The 21,595-nt window shown below is 57.5% G+C and carries 20 protein-coding genes; 2 read left to right on the top strand and 18 right to left on the bottom strand.

The features are described from left to right. Positions 1–28 precede the first annotated feature (28 nt). On the bottom strand, positions 29–757 hold the full coding sequence (locus IOC61_RS03330) for a helix-turn-helix domain-containing protein (protein WP_195687455.1): 729 nt from the start codon (positions 755–757) through the stop codon (positions 29–31). 202 nt (positions 758–959) lie between these two features. Here IOC61_RS03330 and IOC61_RS03325 point away from each other — a divergent pair, with 202 nt between their 5' ends. Together IOC61_RS03325 and IOC61_RS03320 are read left to right on the top strand one after the other, a co-directional pair. Continuing rightward, positions 960–2,684, top strand: coding sequence for an SLC13 family permease (locus tag IOC61_RS03325; protein WP_229332905.1), 1,725 nt, complete (start codon positions 960–962; stop codon positions 2,682–2,684). A 300-nt stretch (positions 2,685–2,984) separates the two neighbouring features. Continuing rightward, on the top strand, positions 2,985–4,235 hold the full coding sequence (locus IOC61_RS03320; RefSeq protein WP_195687453.1) for a Hint domain-containing protein: 1,251 nt from the start codon (positions 2,985–2,987) through the stop codon (positions 4,233–4,235). Positions 4,236–4,358: 123 nt separating this feature from the next. Here the strand turns inward: IOC61_RS03320 and IOC61_RS03315 are convergent, their stop codons facing one another. The 17 genes from IOC61_RS03315 to IOC61_RS03235 all read right to left on the bottom strand — a co-directional run bounded on the left by IOC61_RS03315 (position 4,359) and on the right by IOC61_RS03235 (position 21,546). Further along, complete coding sequence (locus IOC61_RS03315; RefSeq protein ID WP_324254677.1) at positions 4,359–5,273, bottom strand: glycosyltransferase family protein; 915 nt, start codon at positions 5,271–5,273, stop codon at positions 4,359–4,361. A gap of 117 nt (positions 5,274–5,390) precedes the next feature. After that, a complete protein-coding gene (locus IOC61_RS03310; RefSeq protein ID WP_195687452.1) occupies positions 5,391–5,999 on the bottom strand; it encodes an acyloxyacyl hydrolase in 609 nt (202 codons plus the stop codon). Positions 6,000–6,249: 250 nt separating this feature from the next. After that, positions 6,250–6,549, bottom strand: coding sequence for a hypothetical protein (locus IOC61_RS03305; protein ID WP_420706327.1), 300 nt, complete (start codon positions 6,547–6,549; stop codon positions 6,250–6,252). 5 nt (positions 6,550–6,554) lie between these two features. Continuing rightward, positions 6,555–8,864 (bottom strand): glycosyltransferase family 2 protein, encoded by a 2,310-nt coding sequence (locus tag IOC61_RS03300; protein WP_195687450.1) that lies wholly within the window; start codon positions 8,862–8,864, stop codon positions 6,555–6,557. Then, the gene (locus IOC61_RS03295; RefSeq protein ID WP_195687449.1) at positions 8,864–9,811 is read right to left on the bottom strand and encodes a sulfotransferase family 2 domain-containing protein; all 948 of its coding nucleotides are present in this window, start codon (positions 9,809–9,811) and stop codon (positions 8,864–8,866) included. Before IOC61_RS03295 ends, IOC61_RS03300 begins: the two co-directional genes overlap by 1 nt. A 293-nt stretch (positions 9,812–10,104) precedes the next feature. Further along, entirely contained in the window at positions 10,105–10,596 is a 492-nt protein-coding gene (locus tag IOC61_RS03290) for a hypothetical protein (protein WP_195687448.1), read from the bottom strand. A 258-nt stretch (positions 10,597–10,854) separates the two neighbouring features. Next, on the bottom strand, positions 10,855–11,877 hold the full coding sequence (locus IOC61_RS03285; RefSeq protein WP_195687447.1) for a hypothetical protein: 1,023 nt from the start codon (positions 11,875–11,877) through the stop codon (positions 10,855–10,857). Next, on the bottom strand, positions 11,867–12,859 hold the full coding sequence (locus IOC61_RS03280; RefSeq protein WP_195687446.1) for a hypothetical protein: 993 nt from the start codon (positions 12,857–12,859) through the stop codon (positions 11,867–11,869). Before IOC61_RS03280 ends, IOC61_RS03285 begins: the two co-directional genes overlap by 11 nt. A gap of 3 nt (positions 12,860–12,862) precedes the next feature. Next, positions 12,863–14,803 (bottom strand): rhamnan synthesis F family protein, encoded by a 1,941-nt coding sequence (locus IOC61_RS03275; protein ID WP_195687445.1) that lies wholly within the window; start codon positions 14,801–14,803, stop codon positions 12,863–12,865. 12 nt (positions 14,804–14,815) lie between these two features. Continuing rightward, positions 14,816–15,862, bottom strand: coding sequence for an HAD family hydrolase (locus IOC61_RS03270; RefSeq protein WP_195687444.1), 1,047 nt, complete (start codon positions 15,860–15,862; stop codon positions 14,816–14,818). 30 nt (positions 15,863–15,892) lie between these two features. Beyond that, positions 15,893–16,441: a dTDP-4-dehydrorhamnose 3,5-epimerase gene (gene rfbC, locus IOC61_RS03265; RefSeq protein ID WP_195687443.1), complete on the bottom strand. Its 549-nt coding sequence runs from the start codon at positions 16,439–16,441 to the stop codon at positions 15,893–15,895. Positions 16,442–16,584: 143 nt separating this feature from the next. Then, positions 16,585–16,776, bottom strand: a complete 192-nt coding sequence (locus tag IOC61_RS03260; protein ID WP_195687442.1) for a hypothetical protein — start codon at positions 16,774–16,776, stop codon at positions 16,585–16,587. A 66-nt stretch (positions 16,777–16,842) separates the two neighbouring features. Then, complete coding sequence (locus IOC61_RS03255; RefSeq protein WP_195687441.1) at positions 16,843–17,241, bottom strand: hypothetical protein; 399 nt, start codon at positions 17,239–17,241, stop codon at positions 16,843–16,845. A gap of 153 nt (positions 17,242–17,394) precedes the next feature. Then, on the bottom strand, positions 17,395–18,267 hold the full coding sequence (gene rfbA / locus IOC61_RS03250; protein ID WP_195687440.1) for a glucose-1-phosphate thymidylyltransferase RfbA: 873 nt from the start codon (positions 18,265–18,267) through the stop codon (positions 17,395–17,397). Positions 18,268–18,348: 81 nt separating this feature from the next. Continuing rightward, positions 18,349–19,248, bottom strand: a complete 900-nt coding sequence (gene rfbD / locus IOC61_RS03245; protein WP_195687439.1) for a dTDP-4-dehydrorhamnose reductase — start codon at positions 19,246–19,248, stop codon at positions 18,349–18,351. Then, a complete protein-coding gene (gene rfbB / locus IOC61_RS03240) occupies positions 19,245–20,465 on the bottom strand; it encodes a dTDP-glucose 4,6-dehydratase (RefSeq protein WP_195687438.1) in 1,221 nt (406 codons plus the stop codon). The genes rfbD and rfbB overlap by 4 nt, the downstream gene beginning before the upstream one ends. A 463-nt stretch (positions 20,466–20,928) precedes the next feature. Beyond that, positions 20,929–21,546, bottom strand: a complete 618-nt coding sequence (locus IOC61_RS03235) for a hypothetical protein (RefSeq protein WP_195687437.1) — start codon at positions 21,544–21,546, stop codon at positions 20,929–20,931. Positions 21,547–21,595 lie beyond the last annotated feature (49 nt).

Here is a 21,595-nt window from a genome sequence, read left to right as displayed (position 1 = left end):
GGCAAGATTCGCGCGATGAATCGCGCTCCTACGAACTAGCCGGCCAAGGCAACAGCCGAAAATCTGGGTGTTCCTGGAGCCAGCCCCCAATCTCCTGCACCCGGTCGAACCAGGCGCCACGAAAGATCAGCACCACCGGCTTGCCATCGGCCTGGTCGAGCAGCCGATTGAACAGGACCAGGTAGTCCTCTGCCCGCGGCGGCACCGCGAGGCAGCGGCTATAGAGCTTGCCGCGCTTGCCATGCAGGTAGAGCTGATAGCGGCGGGGCTCACCAGCCAGGGCTTCACCGGGTTGCGATACACGCACCCCGCCCTGCCAGAGAGCGCCATCGGCGCGCCGCACCCTCTCCAGTACTGGTTCAGCCTGGTGGCGATACCAGCGCCCTGTAACAGAGCGGTGTCGCTCGAGCCCTTCCAGCAACAGTGGCGACGGCTTGAGGTCGTGGGCCTCCAGCCAGTGATCGATCGCGCGCGGCGAGATCTTATGCCCATCGGCCTTCAGCGCCTCGGCCACTCCCTCACTGCTCCAGGCAGCTTCAGGAGCCGGGGGCTGCTCGGCGAGCCGGGCGCATAGCGCCTGCTGGGCCGCGCCATCCAGTCGCTGGGCCTGCCCGACCTTTCGGCCGCGCGGACGCACCGGCACCGCCTGCCAACCGCCCTCGCGAAAGGCCTTCCAGGCCGCCGAGACGGTCGGCGCCGAAAGTCCCGTCTGCGTCGCCGTCGCGGCGACCGTCTGGCCATCGAGGCGTAGCCTCACGGCCTGGAGTCGACGCCTATTCAGCTCTTCGGGCGTTAAATGTTTAGTTCTCAAATATTTTCGTAACCCGTTGATTCAATGTGATAAATCTATTATTAATCATAATCTTTAAACGATTGAAATCGACATTATCATAAAAGCTCAAGTAGAATCCCACAAGCTGGAATCCTATCTCCTTTAACGCCTTCAAGGACGACGCGTGATGACCTGGGCAGTGCTTCTCTCGATTGCCGGACTCGTTGGCCTGCTGATCAGTGGATTGGTACGTCCTGCCATCGCCTTTGTCAGCCTGGCCGGCGCTTACCTGCTGCTGGGACTGGTGGATGCCCCGACGCTGCTGGCCCAGTACACCAACCCGGCGCTTGCCACCCTGCTGTTGCTGCTTCTCGTCTCCCTGGCGCTGGAACGCACCCCGCTGCTCGACTGGCTCTCACAGCGACTGCTCAAGGGCAACGAGAAGACCGCCACGGCACGCCTGATGGGTGCCAGCGCCGTACTGTCAGCGTTTCTCAACAACACGGCGGTGGTCGCCGCCTTCCTGGGCGCCATCTCGCGCCAGCAACGCATCGCGCCCTCGCGGCTGCTGATCCCGCTCTCCTACGCCTCGATCCTCGGTGGCGTCACCACCCTGGTCGGCACCTCCACCAACCTGGTGGTCAACTCCTTCGCCCTGGGACGGGGGGGCTTCGAGCTGGGCATGTTTCAGTTCAGTCTGGTGGGCATTCCCGTGGCCCTGCTTACCTTCACTGTCTTGCTATGGCGCGCCCAGCGGCTGCCGGCACACGCGCCAGAGGACACCGCGGAGAAGCTCTCCTACTTCCTGGCCGCCGAACTCGAGGCCGGCTCCAGCCTGATCGGCAAGAGTATCGAGGAGAACGAGTTGCGCAGCCTGGAAGGGCTCTACCTGCTGGAGGTTGAGCGGGAGGGGCGCTTGATCAGCCCGGTGGGGCCGGAGGAGATCCTGCAGAGTGATGATACCCTGGTATTCACCGGCGAGGTGGGCAAGGTGCAGGCGCTGCAGCGCTTCCCAGGCCTGAAGCTATTCGGCCGCCAGGCCGATGACCTATTGGCCACCAACCTGGTGGAGGTGGTGGTCTCCCATGAATCGGAATTGGCCGGGCAGACGCTTCAGGACGTCGATTTTCGTAGCATGTTCAATGCCGGCGTGGTAGGGATTCGCCGTGGCGGCAGGCGGCTCGAAGGGCAGCTGGGCCAGATCCCGCTGCGGGTAGGCGACTGCCTGGTACTGGCGGTAGGCAGCGACTTCCGGCAGCACCGCAATATCGAGCGCAACTTCCATCTATTGAGCGGCAGCTTCAAGCGCCCGCGGCTCAAGCCCACCGAAAGCTGGCTGACGCTTGCCGGCTTTACCGCCGTCATCGGCCTGGCGGCCCTGGAGCTGCTGCCGCTCTTCCACGGCCTGCTACTGCTGATGGCGGGCCTGGTGGCCGGCAAGATACTCACCCCCGCCGAGTTGCGCCGGCGCTTCCCGTTCGAGCTGTGGCTGATCATCGGCTCAGCCCTGGCCATCGCCCAGGGGCTGGAGAGTTCCGGCGCCGCTAATCTGCTCGCCCAAGGCATGCAGACGCTCTTCGCTGGCTATGGCGTCTATGCCGCCTTTATCGGCTGCTACCTGTTGACGCTGCTGCTTACCGAAACCGTGACCAACAACGCCGCCGCGGCGCTCGCCTTTCCCATCGCCTGGAGCACCGCCCAGGGCTTCGGCGTCGCCCCCCTGCCCTTCGTCATGGCCGTGGCCTACGGCGCCAGCGCCTGCTTCCTGATCCCCTACGGCTACCAGACCCATTTGATGGTCTACTCCCCCGGGCGCTACCGGATGGCGGACTTCCTGCGCACCGGCCTGCCGGTCAGCCTCACCTACTCCGCCGGGGTGCTGGTGCTGACGCCGCTGGTGTTTCCGTTCTAATCCAACATACGTAGGAGCCCAATTTATCGGGCGATGGTTGGCCCTAATCGCCGGATAAATCCGGCTCCTACATCTCCATGGCACCTTCGTAGGAGCGCGATTTATCGCGCGATTGCAGCATCTCCATCTTGAAATCATCGTCGTTACCCTCCTATAAGCGCAGACTCCTTGTAGGAAAAATCTTACATAAATCGAGTCTTTATCTTACTGATTCAGCCATACACTCTAATATAGAGTCACCTTGATCTTTGCCGTGAATCGCTGGGTTAACTCCAATTATTCGAAGACAGGGGACGAAGAATGGCCTTACTCGATTTGGACCTGCTTGAAAACAGCTCCCATACAATCAACGATCAAAATGCCGACGACAACAACACCGTCAACATTACCGCGCTGGGCTCCTCGGAGCTGATCGTCGACGGCGTTGCAGCTGACGTTAACAGCATCGCGGGCGTTCAGACCGGTGCACAGCCTACTTTCACCGCCACCAACGGCGGCGAGATGAATATCGATCAAGGCCTGCTCAACGTCGGTCTTCTGAACAACACAACGTTCAAGGTCGATGGCAACAGCAGCATGAATCTTGAGTCGTCTACGGTCAGCGCGCTGGACGGCCTGAACGCTCTGAACGTCGAGTTCACCGGGGAACAGCCGGGGACCTTTACTTACGACAAGCCGGACCTGGGTGTTCTCAGCACCGTTAACTTCAACGTCAACGGCGCCAAGGCCGGCGATCAGTTTCAGCTGGCTGGCGGTGACACCTGGGAACTGGATGATGGGCTGGCTACAGATGCCTACCGTGACGGCGCCCTGCATCTAAAAGGCGGCGGTTTGGGTGCGCTCCAAACACGCGTCAACGCCAAGATCAATATGACCCAGCAGGAGTATAACGACTGGGTCAATGGCAGAAGCAACAGCGACATCAATAACGACCTCGCCAATGAAGGCTTCACCTTCCCTGGTGAGCCGGTCTGCTTTGCCGCCGGCACCCTGATCGCCACCCCCGAGGGTGAAACCACCGTCGAGACCCTGGCCATCGGCGACAGCATCCTGACCGCCAGCGGCGAGACCGTTGCCGTGAAGTGGATCGGCCGTCAGAGCCTGCGCCCCGTGGCGGCAGGTGAGAAGTTCCAGGCGGTACGCGTTTCCCAGGGCGCGCTGGGTGACAACATCCCCAGCCAGGACCTGACCCTGACCGCGGGCCATGGCCTGATCATCGATGACCTGGTGATCAACGCCGGCGTGCTGGTCAACCACGACACCATTCGTTTCGTGCCGAGCCAGGAGCTGCCCGCCATCGTCACCTACTACCACGTGGAGACCGAAAACCACGAGGTGATCATCGCCAACGGCACTCCGGCCGAGACCTACGTCGACTATATCGACCGTCAGGCCTTCGACAACTATGCCGAGTACGTGGCGCTCTACGGCAACGAGACCCGCATCGTCGAGATGCCCCGCCACCGCATCGCCTCGCGTCGCCTGCTGCCGCTCTCCGTTCGCCAGCAGCTGAACATCGAGGATGCGCTTTACGCCGCCAAGACGGCCTAAGCCCAGATTTCGGCCTTAGCCGTGTAAGTTAGCTGACAGAATTAACCGGCCGGACACGCCTCGCGTGCCCGGCCGGTTTTTTTACGCCTCCACCCGACGCTCCCTACCACTATCCCGTGGCACCTAATCGCCGATATTAAGCTCTCGCAACACATGCCGCCGCGCCGTCTCGGCGGCGGCATGTGCCATCCGGTGGGCCTCCCCCGGGTGTTCCAGCAGCCAGTGTAAACAGCGCCGCCACTCGCCGGAGTCGTCATCCACCAACAGACCGTTGACGCCATGCTCGAGGATCTCGGTATAGGGGGCGCGATTGGCATAGACCCCTACCCCGCCCATGGCCGCGATATCCAGGAACTTGATAAACGACTTGCCGCGATTGAACGGCGTTTCGAGTAGCGGTGCCAGGCCGATATGCACCCGCCGCTCGGCCTGATAGTCGCGGAACTTCTGCCAGGCCAGCGGCGCCGGGCAGCTTGTTCGGGGAAGACTCGCCAACGCCGGCGGCGCATGCTCGCCGAGCATCAGCTCGAGCTCGGTATCTTCCCGCTCTGTCTGCAGGGCCTCGAGGGCCGGAGCGATATGTTCGAGATCGGCCAGGTGCGCGCGGGTGCCATGGAAGCCGAGGCACCACGGCCGCTCGACCGACGGGCCCTGCGTGACATGCTCAAGCGATGGCAGTGGCGCGATAAGCGGCGGCGTCATCACCCGCACCTTGTCGTGGCGCTCCCGCAGCGGCTCGGCCAGCGAGGGGTTACAGGCCACTACCTCATCGGCCAGCGCCAGGAGCCGGGGCTGCTGGGCGGCGGCCCGAGCCATGCGCCCTCGGTAGGCGTCCGGCAGGGTCATGTCGCTCCCCGCCGCCGCCAGGTCATCGTCGACCAGATAGAGGATGCGGCCGAACCGGCTTCGTTCGCGCTCCAGCCAGCGCAGCGAGCGCTCGGGCAGGGTACGCGCCAGCACCAGGTTGGCCCCCAGCTGGCGTGACAACACCCAACGCGCCAGCCGCCACCGCCAGCCACGCACATCTAGCCGCCCCACAGCGTGGCCCTGAGAACGCAGAAGGGGCGCGACCGACGCGAGAAAATAAATATCCTCGGTCGGTTGCGCCCCATCACTTAACACCAGCCAGCGAGATTCGCTAATCACTCGGACGACCTAGAAATGGTAGCGAAGCCCAAGAGAGGGAAAGTTGCTTCCCTTGGCATCATTCTCATCACCAAATACTCCCCCCGCATTGGAGCGATGGTGAATGCGAGTATACATGGACCAGGAATCCCACGACGCCGGCTGCACCTCCAGCTCTACGATCATGGAGGCCATCCAGCGTTGATCTATTTCATCGAGTTCAGTCGTCTTGGAGGTATAAGAAAGCCCCACCCCAAGTGCTGCCGTCGTATCTACCACATGATCCCAGGGGAAGGTATCCCAGGTGATCGTGGGAGTGACAAACGCCTCGGCATATTCTTCATCACCACTGATCCATGACACGTTCATTTCAGTGAAGATACGAGAGTGCCGCCACAGCTGCCACACCTCCTTGCGCAAGCCAATGCTGGTCACATAGTAGTCCTTGAACTCCCACTCAGTCGGCAGAAACGCTTCACCGGTCCGCAGGCTTTCCTTGATGGCCCTGCCGGAGTGCACACCAACCGCCCAGCCGTTGGCTGGAGCGTGGTACTCATCGGCGGGCTCATACCAGGAGTAAGCCGGCCCTGCAGCCAGCATTGCCAGCGCCACAAGACACGCAGAGACTCCCAGTTTCATATCACTTCCCATATTGTTTATCCTGTTATATTAGAGTCGACAAATCAGGCTCCTGCACCGATTGGGTCCCGGCGCGCCAACCGCTATGCCCGCCCCCCGCACATCCAGCCGGCCCCTATCACGGCCTTAAGAACGCAAGAGGGGCGTGACCAACTCGAGAAGGTCAACACTCTCGGTCAGTCGCGCCCCCATCGTTTAACACCAACCCCATCGTTTAACAACAATCAGTGCGTCTTAGCATGGAAGTGTATCATGCCCTCTCCTGGCCACGCAGGTGCAACACACTCCCTACCACAACGGTCACGATCAACACCCCAAGCAACGCAGAGAACACATCCAGCAGCGAGTCAGAGTTCCAATGGTTCACCAAGCCATAATACCAGTCCACTGCGTTCGCGCCGCCGCCTCTGGCCTCATGCTGGGAGATTTCACGCCCCAGAAACACGGCCACGATGGAACATCCCGCCGCGCGCCAGCCCAGTATTGGCCATAGCACCACCTGCAGCCCCATGGCGATCACCAAATGCTCGAGGTGGGTGGCGTTAAGCACGCCCATCACCGCAGCGAAAAATCTTCATGCACCAGCGTAAGATTGGGGTTATAGGCCGGATCACTGTCCAGCGTCTTGCCCCAGGTGCGGCGCATATAGTCTGCCTCACCATTGGCCCGAGCACGCTTGGCTGAGCTATCGTCCGCGCCGCGCGATACCGACTCATGGTGGTAGAGCTCGGCATAGGGGGTCCACAGATTACGATAGCCCGCCTCACGCACCTTCAGACACAGGTCCACATCGTTGAAGGCGATGGCAAGATGCTCCTCGTTGAGCCCACCCACCTCCTCGAATACCGCCTTGCGCACCAGCAGGCAAGCACCGGTGACGGCCGACAGGTTATGGGCCAGATGCAGGCGCGTGAAGTAACCAGGTGAGTTGCGATCAAAGTACTTGTGGGCGTGCCCCGCCACGCCGCCGATACCCAAGATCACTCCGGCGTGTTGCAGGGTATCGTTGGGATAGTAGAGCTTGGCCCCCACGCAGCCGATCTCCGGGCGGCACACCTGGCGCACCATCTCACATAGCCATTCGCTGTTGAGTGGCTCGATATCATTGTTGACCAGCCCCAGGATATCGCCGCGGGCATACAGCGCACCGTAGTTGTTGATCGCCGAATAGTTGAAGGGCTCATTCCAGCGCAGTACCCGTACCCGCGCGTCCCTGGCCGATACGTCGCGCATATAGTCCAGCGTGGCCGTGCAGCTGCTCTGGTTATCCAGGATCAGCACTTCGAAGCGGGAGTAGTCGGTACGCTCGAGAATGGCATCCACGCAAGGTTTGAGGATCTCCACCCGGTCCCGGGTGGGAATCAACAGGCTCACCAGCGGCACCCGCCGAGGCAGCGGCCAGCGCACCCGATAGGTATTGGGGTACTGGCCCATCTCGACGCTGGCTTCGGGTACCCGCTGAATAATATGATCGCGAACCGCGGCGAGCCCGGCCTGTGACGTGTAATCCTTCTCGCGGCTATCCAGCGCCGTGGAACCGGCACCGGCTCGCCAGTGGTAGAGCACATGAGGAATGTGCACGATCTGCTCGGCCGCCAAGCGTTCGCTGACACGTAGCACCAGGTCATGATCCTGGCTGCCCTCGAAGCCCTCGCGAAAGCCTTCCACTTCACGCAACAATCCCGTGCGATACACGGCAAAATGGCCGATATAGTTCTGTGCCAACAGCAGGTCGGGGTTCCACTGCGGCTTGAAGTGTGGGTCGAAGCGCTCCCCCGCCTCATTGAGCTTGTCCTCATCGCTGTAGAGCAATCCGGCATCGGGATGACGATGCAGTGCCTCTACCACATGAAACAGCGCATAGGGCGACAGACGGTCGTCGTGATCGAGAAGCGCAACGAAGTCTCCACGCACCAACTGCAGCGCACTGTTGCTGGCCGCGCAGATATGGCCGTTGTCCTCGCGACACACCACCTGGATGCGTCCGTCCCGGGCGGTATATTCGGACAGTACCTCGCGCACCTCGGGCTCGGTCGAGGCATCGTCGGCAATGCACAGCTGCCAATGCGGATAGTGCTGTGCCAGCACGGAGTCCAGGCACTCTCGCAACCATTCGATTCGCGGGTTGTACACTGGCATCACGATCGAGATCAGCGGTTTGCGTGGCAACTTGTCGATCACACGCCGAATATGCTCGGGCGAAAGCCGACGCCGCTTGCTCAGCCATTGAGTGTAACTATACCGAGTGCTCCGCCGCTCAAAGGTGGCATCGTAATGCTCCAACGCCAACTCGCGCCAGCGGCGACCAGCAGCACGAGCCTGTTGCTTAAGCGCTGGAAATACCTCCGCCTTTGACAGGCTGCGGTATTCATGATGCATATTGGCCAAGCGCTGGGCCAGTCGATCATGGGCAAACCATGGTGTCAGCCAGGCAAATCGCAGATGAGTAATCGTAAAGCGTCCCTCATGCCCCATGGGGTCAAAACGCAGGGCCCTAAGCCGGCGGGGAATGTAGAACAGACGCTTGCTAACTCGACCACTCTTCAGCGGCAGGTAAACACTCTGGGCCTCGCTGAAGCCCTGACCAGTGTCCATGTAAAGTTTTACCGCTACGCTGGGCTGGTCATGTTTCATGCCCACTTCCAGCATCTGCCAGCCAGGTAGCGGTAAGCCACGCCTCAGCAGAAACTGGGGATCATCACCTATGGCCTGCCACTTATACCCCGCCCCCTGGACATCCACCCGTAGCAGCTGGTGACGGGGTTGCAGCCTAGGCAGGGGCAAGCGAGCCAACGGGGTATCGTTCAGCCAGCCGGCGAGCCAGCGTGAACCCTTGTCAATACGTTCGCGATTCCGTGCGTTCATTAGGCTTCCGGCTTGGGTACCCGGCTCGGCTTCAACGGAAACCACTGGCCGGTGCTGGCAATACGGCATTGTACCTTATCACTGGGCTTCAGTTTTACCGGTAGATGAAAGCCGACATAACCACCCCGGGGCGGTAGCAGGCGACATAGACCAGGGCGAAGTTCCACTGCGGCAATAGTTTCCAGATGCTTGCCATTGACCCATACCTCCACAGCTACCGGTTCATCATGCTCACCTGCCCACCAGGCCCAGCCGGCGATGCCCTGGGGCTTCACCTCCACCAGTCGAGCATGGGCCCAGGACTTGCCTTCCTGAAACAACCGGAAGCGCTGGTCGAACAGCTCGGTTACCTGGTCATAGAGTCGGATATCGCGCCTGTTCAGGCGCTTGAACTCGGCCACATCCTCGGCGGAGATCTCATGCTTCGCCTCCAGGCGCTTCCTGCCGATATTATCCTCGCGCTGTGGGATATCAATTGCGTAACGCGCATTAAGCACTTCCAAGCTCTCCGCGTAGCGCTCCGTCAGCCCCACGAAGCCGATCGCCTCCACATCCACACCATGCAGTATCTTGCTCTGGCGATTGTGCATGATCGTTCGAGAATAAAAATCGTGAAAGCTGCCCTTGTATTCGTAGTGGCGTACGAAATGGGCATATTCGGAGGCCATGCGCTGCAGGGGTTCTCGTAAAAAGGTCAGCGTTTGATCAACACCGAAGAGCGAAACGAATCGGTTGGCATTAACGTGTCCACCCACCATGGAAGCCCTTTTTCGCTCGCAAAGGCTTTTGAAACTCCAGAAGTCTTTAGGCTCTGCGTAAAGGGTGTCAACAGTCAAGGGGGTAGTGGCGGGAGAGTCCTTGCCATAGTCGTAGACGATCTGTTCTTTACCGAAGCAGCGCTCGGCGCCGAGGCGAAAGCTGGTGCCGGCTGTTTTGGGAATATGCACAAAAGATATCAAGAAAACGACTCTGTCTGGGTTGGAAAGTTACATAAATTCACTAATGGTCACTGCCGTTGCAATCCTCAATCGATATTACACCTTGCTATCTCACTCCAGCCGCTGAGAAAACAGTAGCCCAAGCTGACAGTGTTGGCTGCCAGAAAACCATCCATGTTGCCACAAAGCAGGCGTTCTGACGCATCGATTTTGAAGAGGCAGCGTGACTTGCTCACCCTCAATGCTCGAGCAGAGAGGTGCGAAGCACATTACATTCAATGCCGGCTTGGCAAGATACTGCATCAGGACGCGAGCCCCGGTCTTGATGGCCAATTCCACCGGCTACCGGGAATCAGGCTGAAGCTCCCAAGCTGCTCTCTGAGCGACGCTTCATCGGCGACGAGCTTGGCTCGATAGAACGACGCTCCATCCTTCTCGTTGATAAAACTATCCGGAGACAGGTCAACTAGCTTCCCCTCGAGGATGGGAGTACTGGCAGCTTTAAAGCCAGGAAAGCGCGGATCTGCCAACATACCGACCTCAATGACATCTATATCAGAAGGCAAAACTCGAGCCTCCACCACTAAGGAGGCACTCTTGGGAACCTCTTCCATCAGCACATCATTCAGACGAATGCCCCCATTGTGTAGACCATCAATGCCATCGACAGGAAACCGAATGGTGGCTTCTTGAATACGATCTTTAACCACATGTAGGCGCTCTTGGATATTATGAATTTCTGACTTGTCCCGAGAAAGCTCGTTAGAAGTATCGGAGCGCGTATTGCGCTCCATCTGCACGACCTGCAACCCTGTCTCGGTCACCCGGACATTGGGGCTGGCAATGGAGGATCTTTATTCTGCAATCTGGGAAAACGCATGGATGGTCATGATCGTGAGCGGTGCCATCTGCTTGAGGATGGCTTCCTTCCGCGCTGGGGGGGTAACGCACGATGATCACTTCTCAATCCGTTTGGGTGACAACTACGCTGTCAGATAGGGCCTAGCAGACAAAACAACCAGAGCCTTTAAGCGAGTGAAATTATAAACAAACTAAACACCATACTTAGTCTTATACTGATTTAATTTCTTATTTATCAAAACCCCATTCGGCCTAGCTTTCTTAGCTACCAGAAGGAGCTGATGAGAAAGATCAGCGTCTGAGTTTTCAATCAGCAAGGCAGCATCACGAATCACATCAACATCTTTCACAGAAAGCTTTACAAAGCCTTTCATCCCTCTCCGAGGAGATGAAAAGTAAAAGTCTCTAAACTTCTCTATCACATTCCGCCTATTTGGAGTCAAGTATTCATTTTCATTACTCAACATCCAAGAATAGTATCTTTCGATTCTTCTTCGCTTACGAATTTTTTTAAAAAAATTACGTGAATCTAGCTCGTTGTTTAAAAAGCTTTTCACGAGCCAGTCAAGCTCTCCCATTTGATTTAAAAACTCACTTACCCCATGACCAACCCCCGGAAACTTAAGTTTTACGAGCCGTGAATACCTTATCGCGTGCAGCTTATCACATTGGTATAGAGGATCATATACCACAAATCCTGATGCATTACTTTCTGCGCCATCAGAATAGTCGCCCCCCCAGTCAAATTTAAAACTATCAAGCGACCTTTTCTTTTCCCAATCCCAAGTGGCCACGGCCCTATTTCTTGTTGAAATCGGATTAAATAGCAACATCCGACTAATACCTAAAACATTTGAATATGCAGAAACCCCATACCCCCCCATACTTCCTCCATAGCCTATCCTTTCAGAAAAATCTGGTAAGGACCGGGAAAAATCAAAAATTCTCTCCCGAAAACTTTTATCTCTATAGTAAGATCTGTTTTCAGCCAACTCAGCAAATGATATAACGTTGTAGCCAATTTTTTTTATATAACTAAAACCCCAAGGTGATACTCCAGAGGCAATCTTCTCTTTACTAAGAAGTCCTACTCCATCGGGGGAGAACGTGATTATTAGAGGACGCGTAAAATCCTTAAAATGATACTTCACAAAAACCTTGCCAACAAAAAGAGTTACATCTCTATTTAGGTGAAATTTACTTTCATTTCTCATAAGTCTTCTCAAAAACAACTTTAGAAATATCACCAAGTCCTTGCAGGGCTTCCGCATCCATCGTCCAATCTGCTGAGGGAACTATATATTCCTTTCTTTCAGGCGTGCTTATCCTATTAACAAACCTGTTAGAATAATTTAAATCGAGCAACCTCCTAACTCCGGCATCAAATCCTGCATCACCCAATGCCAGCACATTAGAAAATCCTTTCATCAAGTCAACAAGGGATTCCACCCTGCTAACGAGGCCAGCATCTTCACTCTTTGCTCTATAGTAAGCCTCACGAATATTACTCGCTTTGAGAATTCCCATTTTTTTTGCCTTGTAGTTAAGCGCCCTTATAATCTCCACCTCCTCAAGTCTCTCCATTTTGTTAACGACCGAATCTTGATCTTTAACAACCGGATCTATCCCAGCCGCCTTAAAAAAACAGCTCATGATATTCTTATCATAAGCTGCAGTATCATAATCAACTAGGTGATGGCAGCTCCCACCAAAAATAGATGCCAGATCCTTTAGGTAATGGACTATGTTAACGTCTCTACTCTGCATAGGCCTCATAAGATGGGAAATGAAATAGCTTTCCAATGACTGAAAGCTACCTTGCTTAACCAGCTCATGCCATCTTGAAAGAAGACGAATAGAAGGCCTTCGAGAATATAGAACAAACCTAAACTCGACCTCAGGGAAGGCATCTTTCAGCTTAATCAGCCCCGAGCGATGCAAAGATATAAAGTTCTCGCTTGAAATAATGCAAGTCTCAGCACCTGCAGTTGCGTCAAGAATCTTACGTCTAACCTCATCGCAACTCTCACTACCGTTTAAGGCATTAAGAAGGTAATGGTGCCCAAGAAACAAATAATACGCTTCAGGATAAACAACACCCTGAGAGTGGAGCGCATCTCTATTGTTATGCAAAAGTGACTGTATATATGTCGTGCCAGTCTTATGAGGTCCGGCATGGACTACAAACTTCTTCATGTATTATTCACCAATAAACGGATTGCGGCCAACCTGACTCACCAGCTTGCCCCACTTGAGAATTTGGCCTTCATCCATCGCATCATCGCCCTGCAGCACCGTGGGAAAGCCGAGAGCCTGCCACTTGTCCATGGGATGAAGGATATGGAAGGTCGTTAGGCCCAGGTCACCGGGCAGCTGGGCATCGGCCACTACATTGTCACCGATATGCAGATAACGGGTAATGCCCTCCTCCGCCAGGTCCTGCTTCACCATGCGCCACATGGTGCCATTGTCTTTGCGCTTCTGCTCCGCACTGGAGACAAGCAGACAATAGGGCACCGTAATGCCGGCCTTCTTGAGCATCAGGCCGACCTGGCCACGAGTGTAGTAGGTATCGGAGATCACCCAAAGCTTATGCCCCAGGCTTCCCAAGTTGTTGAACAGCTCCACCATTTCATTCTTTGGCAGGATCATCTTTAGATCGAGTTCGAACTCCTGCTGCATCCAACGCTTGCCTTCCTGGCCAGTGGCGCCCAGCTGATTTGCCAGTTCTGCATAGATGTCGGTAATGGACACGTCGCCCTTGAATTCGGCACGTTTTCTGAGCTCTAACTCGGCCGCATTGCGCAGTTGGACGAAGTCTTCCGCTGACTCGACCCTTCCCGCGTTAGCCAGCTGCTGTCCCAACTTGAGCTTGGCGTAATCCGGTACGGTATACTCGCGTCTCACCAAAGTATCGAACACATCAAAGCTGACCACTTCGTTCGCACGAATGGCTGGGAGATGTTGATCGATGCCGCCTCCCTTGTAGCTGGAAAAGGCGTAGGACTGATCCTTGGTAAACTGGCCACTAGGCGGGTAGTAGAAGAACTCCTTATAACCATTCTTCTCTGCCAGCTTGCCTATCACACGCTCAAGCGCATGAAGCATGGAGCCATCGTTAGGCAGCGGTTCGGCAGGAAAGTCTTCATACTGCCATGCTTTATTCAACAACTCCTTGAGCGCCTGCGGGCGGGCCCAGAACATGCCGCCAGCCGGGTAGCTCAGGAAACCGCCGGTGGGTGGCAGGCCCAACTGCTCTTCCCATTCGCGGATGGGTATCGCGTTCATGGTGAGATGGTTGACCCATGTTGGCATCATCCAGAAGGTCGTGGGGTAGTAGATGCCGAGCTCTTTCTGTTCAGCAAACAGGTTGAGCACTCCGCTGGTGACGGCAGGCTCTCGCAACAGGTACTCCGTCAAGTAATCTGCCCATTGTGTCTGCTCCTTGCCGGAATAGAGCGATTTCTTCGAGTGAAGATGGCAAAAAAGATCGTACTGCTGAAGTGTTTCGGCATACTCAACCAGCATAGGCCCAAAATTCCTCCCACGATTGGGCACCACTCTGATCTCGAGATGCCTCACCTTAGGGTGTCTCTCGAAAACACGCCTGGCACGCTCTGAGAATTCTTCCTTGGCCAGTGTCAGCAATACATCCAACTCGATGGGGAAAGCATCCAAGGCATGAGCGAAGCGATCAATGAAATCGTCATAGAAGATATGCAGGCAAGCTGCAACCCTGAGCCTTCTCCCACTTTCACTCACTGCACGGGCAGGAGTCAAAGTACTGCTTGGCTGCCAACGTGGCTGAAATGGGGAATAGATTCTGCCCTCTTTCCGGCCATGCCTCAGGTAGTGGAGAAGCGGACTGATCTGGCCATGGAATACATCTATGTAGGCTCGATGATATGCCTCACTGTCGAAGGATAGAGATGGGTTAACTGGCGAAAAACGTGACTTGTGAACGTAGTCCTTGAAGGCATCGACATCACTAACGAAATGTCTACCGTATTGTTGTTGATACCACTCAGGGTTAAAAAGCCCTAATGACATCGCATCAGCTGTCATTTCATCGTAGTCGACGCCAGCCTTGGCAGGCGCAAGCTTCAGATTCTTGCGAAGCGACTTAAGAGTATTGATCATAAGAGCACCTGTTTAAATCCCGAAGATTTGCAGCGGGTTGACCATACCGTTACCGGTAATGTCATCGTCGGCGGTGAACAGGTGCCAGGCCGCCTGGGGAATGGCACCGGGCCGAGTCGCGAATACCTCGTAGAGCGACTCGACCTCCTCGACGCTGTAGGTCACCTTATTGCGCAATGCTTCGGTCACGGCCTCTCTGGCGCCTTCCAGCACCGCCTCCAGGTTCTGATAGTAGCGCTGGCTGGAGGCCTCTCTGCCGTAAAAGAAGAGGTAGTCGCCATCCTGGCTCTGCCGAATATCCACCACCTGGCCATGGGGTGCCGTCATCATGCACTCGAGCAGCAGCGAACGCTCCAGCAGGGTGTAGTCCTCCTTCCAGGCCACGCCTTCACGGAAAACCCCCTTCATGGTCGCCACCTGGTCTCCGAGAGACTGCTTGCCCGGCTTGGTGGCAATAAAATAGAGCCCCGCCGTATCGCGCTGAACAAAACGCGTGCAGAGCTTCTGGATGGAGCCGGCGTAACCGACATCCAGCAGCAGCGGCATCACCTCTTCCTGGGTCAGCCCCTGATCCTGAAAATAACGGTAGGCGGCCTGATGGGTCGGGGCTGCTTGCTGCTTCAGACGTTCGGCATGTGGCGTCAGCCACTCCCTCACCTCGTCCGCCTGTTCGGGAAGCGAGAGCTTGAAGCCAAGCACTTCGGCAGGCATTGACGCGAAGGCCTCGTGCATCTGCAGGCCGAAGCGCTTCATCAACAGCTCCAGAAGGGTGCCCTCGAACTCCATCTTCAGGGCAATATCCCAGGTCGCTGCCTCGCCCAGCATGGCCCGGAACAGTAGGGTGCGCGATACCTTCAGATAGATGGGCGCTCTATCCAGGTGAATCAGCCCCTCATCATAGAGGTGTGTAAGTAACTGGTGCAGCAGCCACCCTTCCCTGGCGAGGCAAACCGGTAACTTGTCGTGCGCCTCCTGCTCAACCGCCCGCGCATACATCGTCAAGGCGGGTCCCAGGAAGGTGGCGCCAAACTCCTTCAGTGCCGTATAAGTCTCTTTCATGCTATCCCTTTCATAGAAAGAAGCTCGCTGTTAGGCAAACTTCACCGCATCCACAAACGAATCGCCCTGCCCATCCTTCTCGGATACCCGCGGCGCCCTGCCGCCCACCAGCGGCCACTCGATGGCCAGGCTGGGGTCATCCCAGCGGATGCAGTACTCATCGCCGGGGTTGTAGTAGTCGGTACACTTGTACTGGAATTCCGCCTCGTCGCTTACGACATAGAAGGCATGGGCGAAGCCCGGCGGCACCCATAGCATCTGCTTGTTGTCGGCGCTGAGCGTGGCTCCGACCCACTGGCCGAAGGTGGGGCTCGACTGGCGCATATCCACCGCCACGTCGAACACCTCACCGCGGGTGACGCGTACCAACTTGCCCTGGGGCTTTTCCAGCTGATAGTGCAGGCCGCGCAGGATGCCGTGGGCCGACATGCTGTGGTTGTCCTGCACGAAGGTGTAATCGCCACAGTGCTGTTCGAATTCTGATTGGCGGAAGGTTTCCATGAAGAAGCCGCGCTCGTCGCCGAAGACCTTAGGCGTGAGGAGGACGATGTCGGGGATGGCGAGTTTTTCGTAGTGCATGAGTTCCTCATCTAAGTAGGAGCCCGATTTATCGGTCGATAGCGGCTTCATCGCTGCTGGCTTATCCATCACCGATATGTCGGACCACGAATAAATCCGGCTCCTACAAGGGGTATCGAGTTATCGCGCGATAAATCGCACGCCTACAAAGCGGTTTCAAGCAGGGCCTGGGCGTCGGCGATGAGGTTATTGAGGTGCTCTTCGCCCTGGAAGCTTTCGGCGTAGAGCTTGTAGAGCGCTTCGGTGCCCCTGGGACGGGCGGCGAACAAGACGCTGGCCTGGATGGCGGCCAAGTCGATGACGTCACCCAGGGTCGCTACATAGTCGCCGACCAAGTCCTGCTCGCGGACATGCGTCAGCGCCTGCTCCAGCGGAACACGGTTGATGCCCTCCCCTTCTGATCACCCCCTTGGGCCTCCAGGTAGCGGTTGGCACGCTCTTCGAGCCAGCCGGTGATCTCGGCCTCCGTGGGGCGGGTTGTACTTGATGCCACCATCTTCCGGCGGATTATGCGGCGGGGTGATAATCAGGCCATCGGTGCTACCGGCCAGCACCTCCAGGGTAGTCTCCCAGGCGGACCGCGAGAGTGCATGGGTATCGCGCCCAAGGAGCAGCGGGCCTTCGATGCCGGCTAGGAGACGGTAGTCGACTACCGACTGCACGATGGCGGCGATATGCGCCTCGTTGAAGCTGCCGTTTAGCGAGGTGCCACGGTGGCCCGAGGTGCCGAAGCTGACTCGCTGAGCGGGATCGCTGGGGTCGGGATGGTTTGAATAGGCTTGGAGGAGAGAGTTGAGCATAGTTACCAGATAGTCATCGCGCGATGGATCGTGCTCTTAAGGCCCTCCCATCGCTCGATAAATCGAGCTCCTACAACAGCATGGAGGCACCCGCCCCGTAGGAGCCGGATTTATCCGGCGATTGACGATGCCTTCGCCCGATAAATCGCGCTCCTACGTCTTTGCAATCCGCAGCAGATATTCCCCGTAACCGGTCTTCTTCAGGGCGGTGCCGCAGGCCAGCAGATGTTCGGTGGTGATCCAGCCGTTATGCCAGGCGATCTCCTCCAAGCAGGCGACCTTCAGCCCCTGCCGATGCTCGATGGTCTGCACATATTGGGCGGCCTCGAGCAGGCTGTCATGGGTGCCGGTATCGAGCCAGGCGAAGCCGCGGCCCAGGCGCTCCACGCGTAAGTCACCACGTTGCAGGTAGGCATTGTTGATGCTGGTGATTTCCAGCTCGCCGCGCGCGCTCGGCTTGACCGTCTTGGCGATCTCCACCACATCGTTGTCGTAGAAGTAGAGTCCGGTAACCGCATAGGGCGACTTGGGCTCGGCGGGCTTCTCCTCGATAGAGATGGCCTTGCCCTGCTCGTCGAACTCCACCACGCCGAAGCGCTCGGGGTCCTTGACCAGGTAGCCGAATACCGATGCCCCACTCTGCTGGACCGCGGCGCGCTTAAGCTGCTCGCTGAAGTGCTGGCCGTGGAAGATGTTATCGCCCAGCACCAGACAGACCGGGTCGTCGCCAATAAAGTCCTCACCAATGATAAAAGCTTGGGCCAGGCCATCGGGGCTAGGCTGCACGGCATACTCGAAGCGCAAGCCGAAATCTTCGCCGCTACCCAGAAGATTTTCGTACTGGGGCAGGTCTTCCGGGGTGGAGATGATCAGGATCTCGCGGATACCGGCAAGCATCAGCACCGAGATGGGATAGTAGATCATCGGTTTGTCGTAGATCGGCAGCAGCTGCTTGGAGACGCCACGGGTAATGGGGTGTAGACGGGTGCCGGAGCCGCCGGCAAGGATGATGCCTTTACGTGCCATGTTTGTTCGTCCGTGAGTCATGAATTGTAGGGGCCCGATTGATCGGGCGATCAGTGGGTCATCGCGCGATAAATCGCGTTCCTACAGGGAGAGATACTCTTCCACTGTCAGCGCCAGCTGCTCCTGCCAGCCAGGCAGCTGGATGCCCAAGGCCTTCTCCAGCTTATCAAGCGAGAGGCGCGAGTTAAGCGGCCGCTGGGCCGGGGTCGGGTATTCCGCGGTGGGAATCCGCGCGACGTTGTCCGGCGTGATGGCTAGGATCTCGCCCCTCTCCGCGGCCAGGCGGAAGATCTCGCAGGCAAAGCCGTGCCAGCTGGTCTCGCCGCGCGGTGCGAGATGATAGATGCCGCTGGGCAGTGTAGGAGCCCGACTCTGTCGGGCGATGCCATCCATAATCGCCAGGACAGTGACCTGGGCAATCAACCGCGCTGGAGTAGGCACGCCGATTTGGTCGCTGACTACCTTCAAAGCATCGCGCTCGCGGCCCAGGCGCAGCATCGTCTTCATAAAGTTGTTGCCCCGGGCGCCGTAGACCCAGCTGGTGCGGAAGATCAGATGGTGACACCCACTGGCCTGCACTGCCTGGTCGCCTTCGAGCTTGGTCTGGCCATATACGCTCAGCGGACCGGTGGCACTCTCCTCCTGCCAGAATGCCTCACCATCGCCGGGATAGACATAGTCGCTGGAGTAGTGCACCAGCCACTGGCCACGCGCGGTGCTGTACTCAGCCAACTGGGCCGGCAGTTCGGCGTTGAGCCGGCGAGCCAGCTCGGGCTCCTCCTCGGCCTTGTCTACTGCGGTGTAGGCCGCGGCGTTGACGATCAGCCCAGGTTGGTGTTCTTCCAGCCACTGATCAACGGCCGCCGCATCGGCTAGGTCCAGCTCGGCACGATCAGGTGCGTAGACTTCGCCCAGCAGGCAGAGCTGACGCTTGAGCTCGAAGCCGACCTGGCCATTGCCACCTGTTATCAGAATCTTCATACCCCGGCCCCCAGCCGCTCACCTTGATAGCTGCCGTCCAGTACGCGCTGCCACCAGCTCTCGTTGGCCAGATACCACTCCACGGTCTTGCGCAGGCCGGTCTCGAAGGTCTCCTCGGGCACCCAACCCAGCTCGCGTTCGATCTTGCCGGCGTCGATGGCGTAGCGCAGATCATGGCCGGGGCGGTCGGTGACGAAGGTAATCAAGTCTCGGTAATGATCAACGCCTACAGACTCCGCCGATCGCCCAATAAATTCGGCTCCTACAACACCACAGCCCCCCTCGGCACCATCGGCACCATCGGTGCCATCGGCACCATCGGTGCCATTGTAGGAGCCGGGTTTGTCCGTGGTCCGACATATCGGCGATGGGGTTCGGAGCGGCACCATCTCCTGCAACAGGTCACAGATCGTCTCCACCACCTCGAGATTGGTCTTCTCGTTGTGGCCGCCGATATTGTAGGTCTCGCCTACCTCGCCTTCGGTGGCCACCTTGATCAATGCACGGGCGTGGTCGTCGACATAGAGCCAGTCGCGGATCTGTTGGCCGTCGCCATACACCGGCAGCGGCTTGCCGGCCAGGGCGTTGAGGATCATCAGCGGAATCAGTTTCTCGGGGAAGTGATAGGGCCCATAGTTGTTGGAGCAGTTGGTGATCAAGGTGGGCAGGCCGAAGGTGCGCTGCCAGGCGCGCACCAGGTGATCCGAACTGGCCTTGCTGGCGGAGTACGGTGAGCTGGGGGCATAAGGCGTGGTCTCGACAAACAAATCGTCGGTGCCTTCCAGGTCGCCGTAGACCTCATCCGTCGAGATATGGTGAAAGCGAAAATCCTCGGCCTTGGCCGGATCGCTCTCCTGCAGCTCCCTCCAGTAATTGCGGGCGGCCTCCAGCAGTACCGAAGTGCCGACCACATTGGTCTGGATAAACTCGGCGGGGCCGTCAATGGAGCGGTCTACATGGCTCTCGGCGGCCAGGTGCATCACCACATCGGGCTGGTGCTCGGCGAAGGCGCGCTGCATGGCCGGGGCGTCGCAGATGTCGGCCTGAATGAAGGTGTAGCGAGGGCTATCGGCCACGCTGGCCAACGACTCCAGATTTCCGGCGTAGGTCAGCTTGTCGACGTTGACCACGCGATGGCCGGTATTGGCGATAAGCTCGCGCACCACGGCAGAGCCGATAAAGCCGGCGCCGCCGGTGATCAGAAAGATCTTGGACATGGAGGAAAAGCCGTAAAAGGATGAGTGGAGATCCAAAGCTTGACGAGCGTCGCTTCGCTCCTGAAAGCTGAAAGCACCTAAACCCGGCCTGAGCCGGGAGCTGGGCGTCGTCAATCGTGAGTGGCGAACCGACACGCTACCGCCGACCAAAACCTCGATGAGCTTCGGCATAAGAAGATATGGGCGTGCATAGTACCCCAGCCATTCGGGGCATCAAAACGACCATCTCCAGGATCAAAAAATTCAAGAAAGTTCAAGAGGAGATCGAAGACACTAACGGCAAACCACTGCAGCCATCGCGATACGTCGTCCATATACGCACAAGCCCAGGCATCTGCCTGGGCTTGTAAGCTTCACTTCGTCGATTACGGTGAGAGTGACGCTCCTCCGGTTAAGATTGCGCGTTTGTTCGTACAACCACTCTCTCCCCGGATCGACTGGCCCCACCTTGGGTAACTCCGTTTCAAGCTCTGCTCTGCCCCCGAGCAATCTGCCGACCTTCCTTATGGCCGTACAATAGATAATGCACCAGCGGATTGGTCTGACTGGCCGCAACATCCGGGTACTGCGCCAGATAGAAGGCAGAATCGAATGTCGGCCCCGGGTTACGGCCCTCGAACCCACCGTACATCAGATAGTGCTCATGAGGTGACAGGGAATACTTCTTGACCTGCTTCACATCCGGATAGGTCGCCAGATACCAGCCGGCATCGAACAGCTCGGACTCTTGCAGCAACTTGCGGTGATTCAGCTGTGACAGGCGCTGCTCATGTGTTATTTCCTGCACCGCACCCGTCGCCACCCCACTGGCAAGAGCTGGACCACCTCCAGCCTGCTCCTTTCCGATCTCTTGCTCCGCCTGCTCTTTCTTATCATTAGCCCCAACAACCTCACCGGCCTGTACCGATTGTGACTCAAGTTCCTGCAGCTGTAGACGCAGGGCATCGCGCCGAGCACGCTGCTCTTCAAGTTCGCGGCTGGCCCGCGTCAGGGCCTCAAGAGTCGTCTCCAGCACCATTTCTGCCTCATTCAGCTGACGCTGAATGTCAATAACCTGTGTCTCAGTGGTCGGCCTTGTCATATGCTCCCTTATCTCTTATCAATTGCCTAACAGTATTCTTCTGTGCCTG

Source organism: Halomonas sp. KAO (assembly GCF_015595025.1).
Classification (GTDB): Bacteria; Pseudomonadota; Gammaproteobacteria; order Pseudomonadales; family Halomonadaceae; genus Halomonas.
Note: the sequence above shows the minus strand (reverse complement) of the source record. Positions and strands in the feature narration are given on the sequence as shown.

What these genes read in the sequence shown, in the direction of transcription:
- IOC61_RS03325 (WP_229332905.1), top strand. Translation starts at nt 960, where the DNA reads ATGACCTGGGCAGTGCTTCTCTCGATTGCCGGACTCGTTGGCCTGCTG.
- IOC61_RS03320 (WP_195687453.1), top strand. Translation starts at nt 2,985, where the DNA reads ATGGCCTTACTCGATTTGGACCTGCTTGAAAACAGCTCCCATACAATC.
- IOC61_RS03310 (WP_195687452.1), bottom strand. Translation starts at nt 5,999, where the DNA reads ATGAAACTGGGAGTCTCTGCGTGTCTTGTGGCGCTGGCAATGCTGGCT.
- IOC61_RS03300 (WP_195687450.1), bottom strand. Translation starts at nt 8,864, where the DNA reads ATGAACGCACGGAATCGCGAACGTATTGACAAGGGTTCACGCTGGCTC.
- IOC61_RS03290 (WP_195687448.1), bottom strand. Translation starts at nt 10,596, where the DNA reads ATGGAGCGCAATACGCGCTCCGATACTTCTAACGAGCTTTCTCGGGAC.
- IOC61_RS03285 (WP_195687447.1), bottom strand. Translation starts at nt 11,877, where the DNA reads ATGAGAAATGAAAGTAAATTTCACCTAAATAGAGATGTAACTCTTTTT.
- IOC61_RS03280 (WP_195687446.1), bottom strand. Translation starts at nt 12,859, where the DNA reads ATGAAGAAGTTTGTAGTCCATGCCGGACCTCATAAGACTGGCACGACA.
- IOC61_RS03275 (WP_195687445.1), bottom strand. Translation starts at nt 14,803, where the DNA reads ATGATCAATACTCTTAAGTCGCTTCGCAAGAATCTGAAGCTTGCGCCT.
- IOC61_RS03270 (WP_195687444.1), bottom strand. Translation starts at nt 15,862, where the DNA reads ATGAAAGAGACTTATACGGCACTGAAGGAGTTTGGCGCCACCTTCCTG.
- rfbC (WP_195687443.1), bottom strand. Translation starts at nt 16,441, where the DNA reads ATGCACTACGAAAAACTCGCCATCCCCGACATCGTCCTCCTCACGCCT.
- IOC61_RS03255 (WP_195687441.1), bottom strand. Translation starts at nt 17,241, where the DNA reads ATGCTCAACTCTCTCCTCCAAGCCTATTCAAACCATCCCGACCCCAGC.
- rfbA (WP_195687440.1), bottom strand. Translation starts at nt 18,267, where the DNA reads ATGGCACGTAAAGGCATCATCCTTGCCGGCGGCTCCGGCACCCGTCTA.
- rfbD (WP_195687439.1), bottom strand. Translation starts at nt 19,248, where the DNA reads ATGAAGATTCTGATAACAGGTGGCAATGGCCAGGTCGGCTTCGAGCTC.
- rfbB (WP_195687438.1), bottom strand. Translation starts at nt 20,465, where the DNA reads ATGTCCAAGATCTTTCTGATCACCGGCGGCGCCGGCTTTATCGGCTCT.
- IOC61_RS03235 (WP_195687437.1), bottom strand. Translation starts at nt 21,546, where the DNA reads ATGACAAGGCCGACCACTGAGACACAGGTTATTGACATTCAGCGTCAG.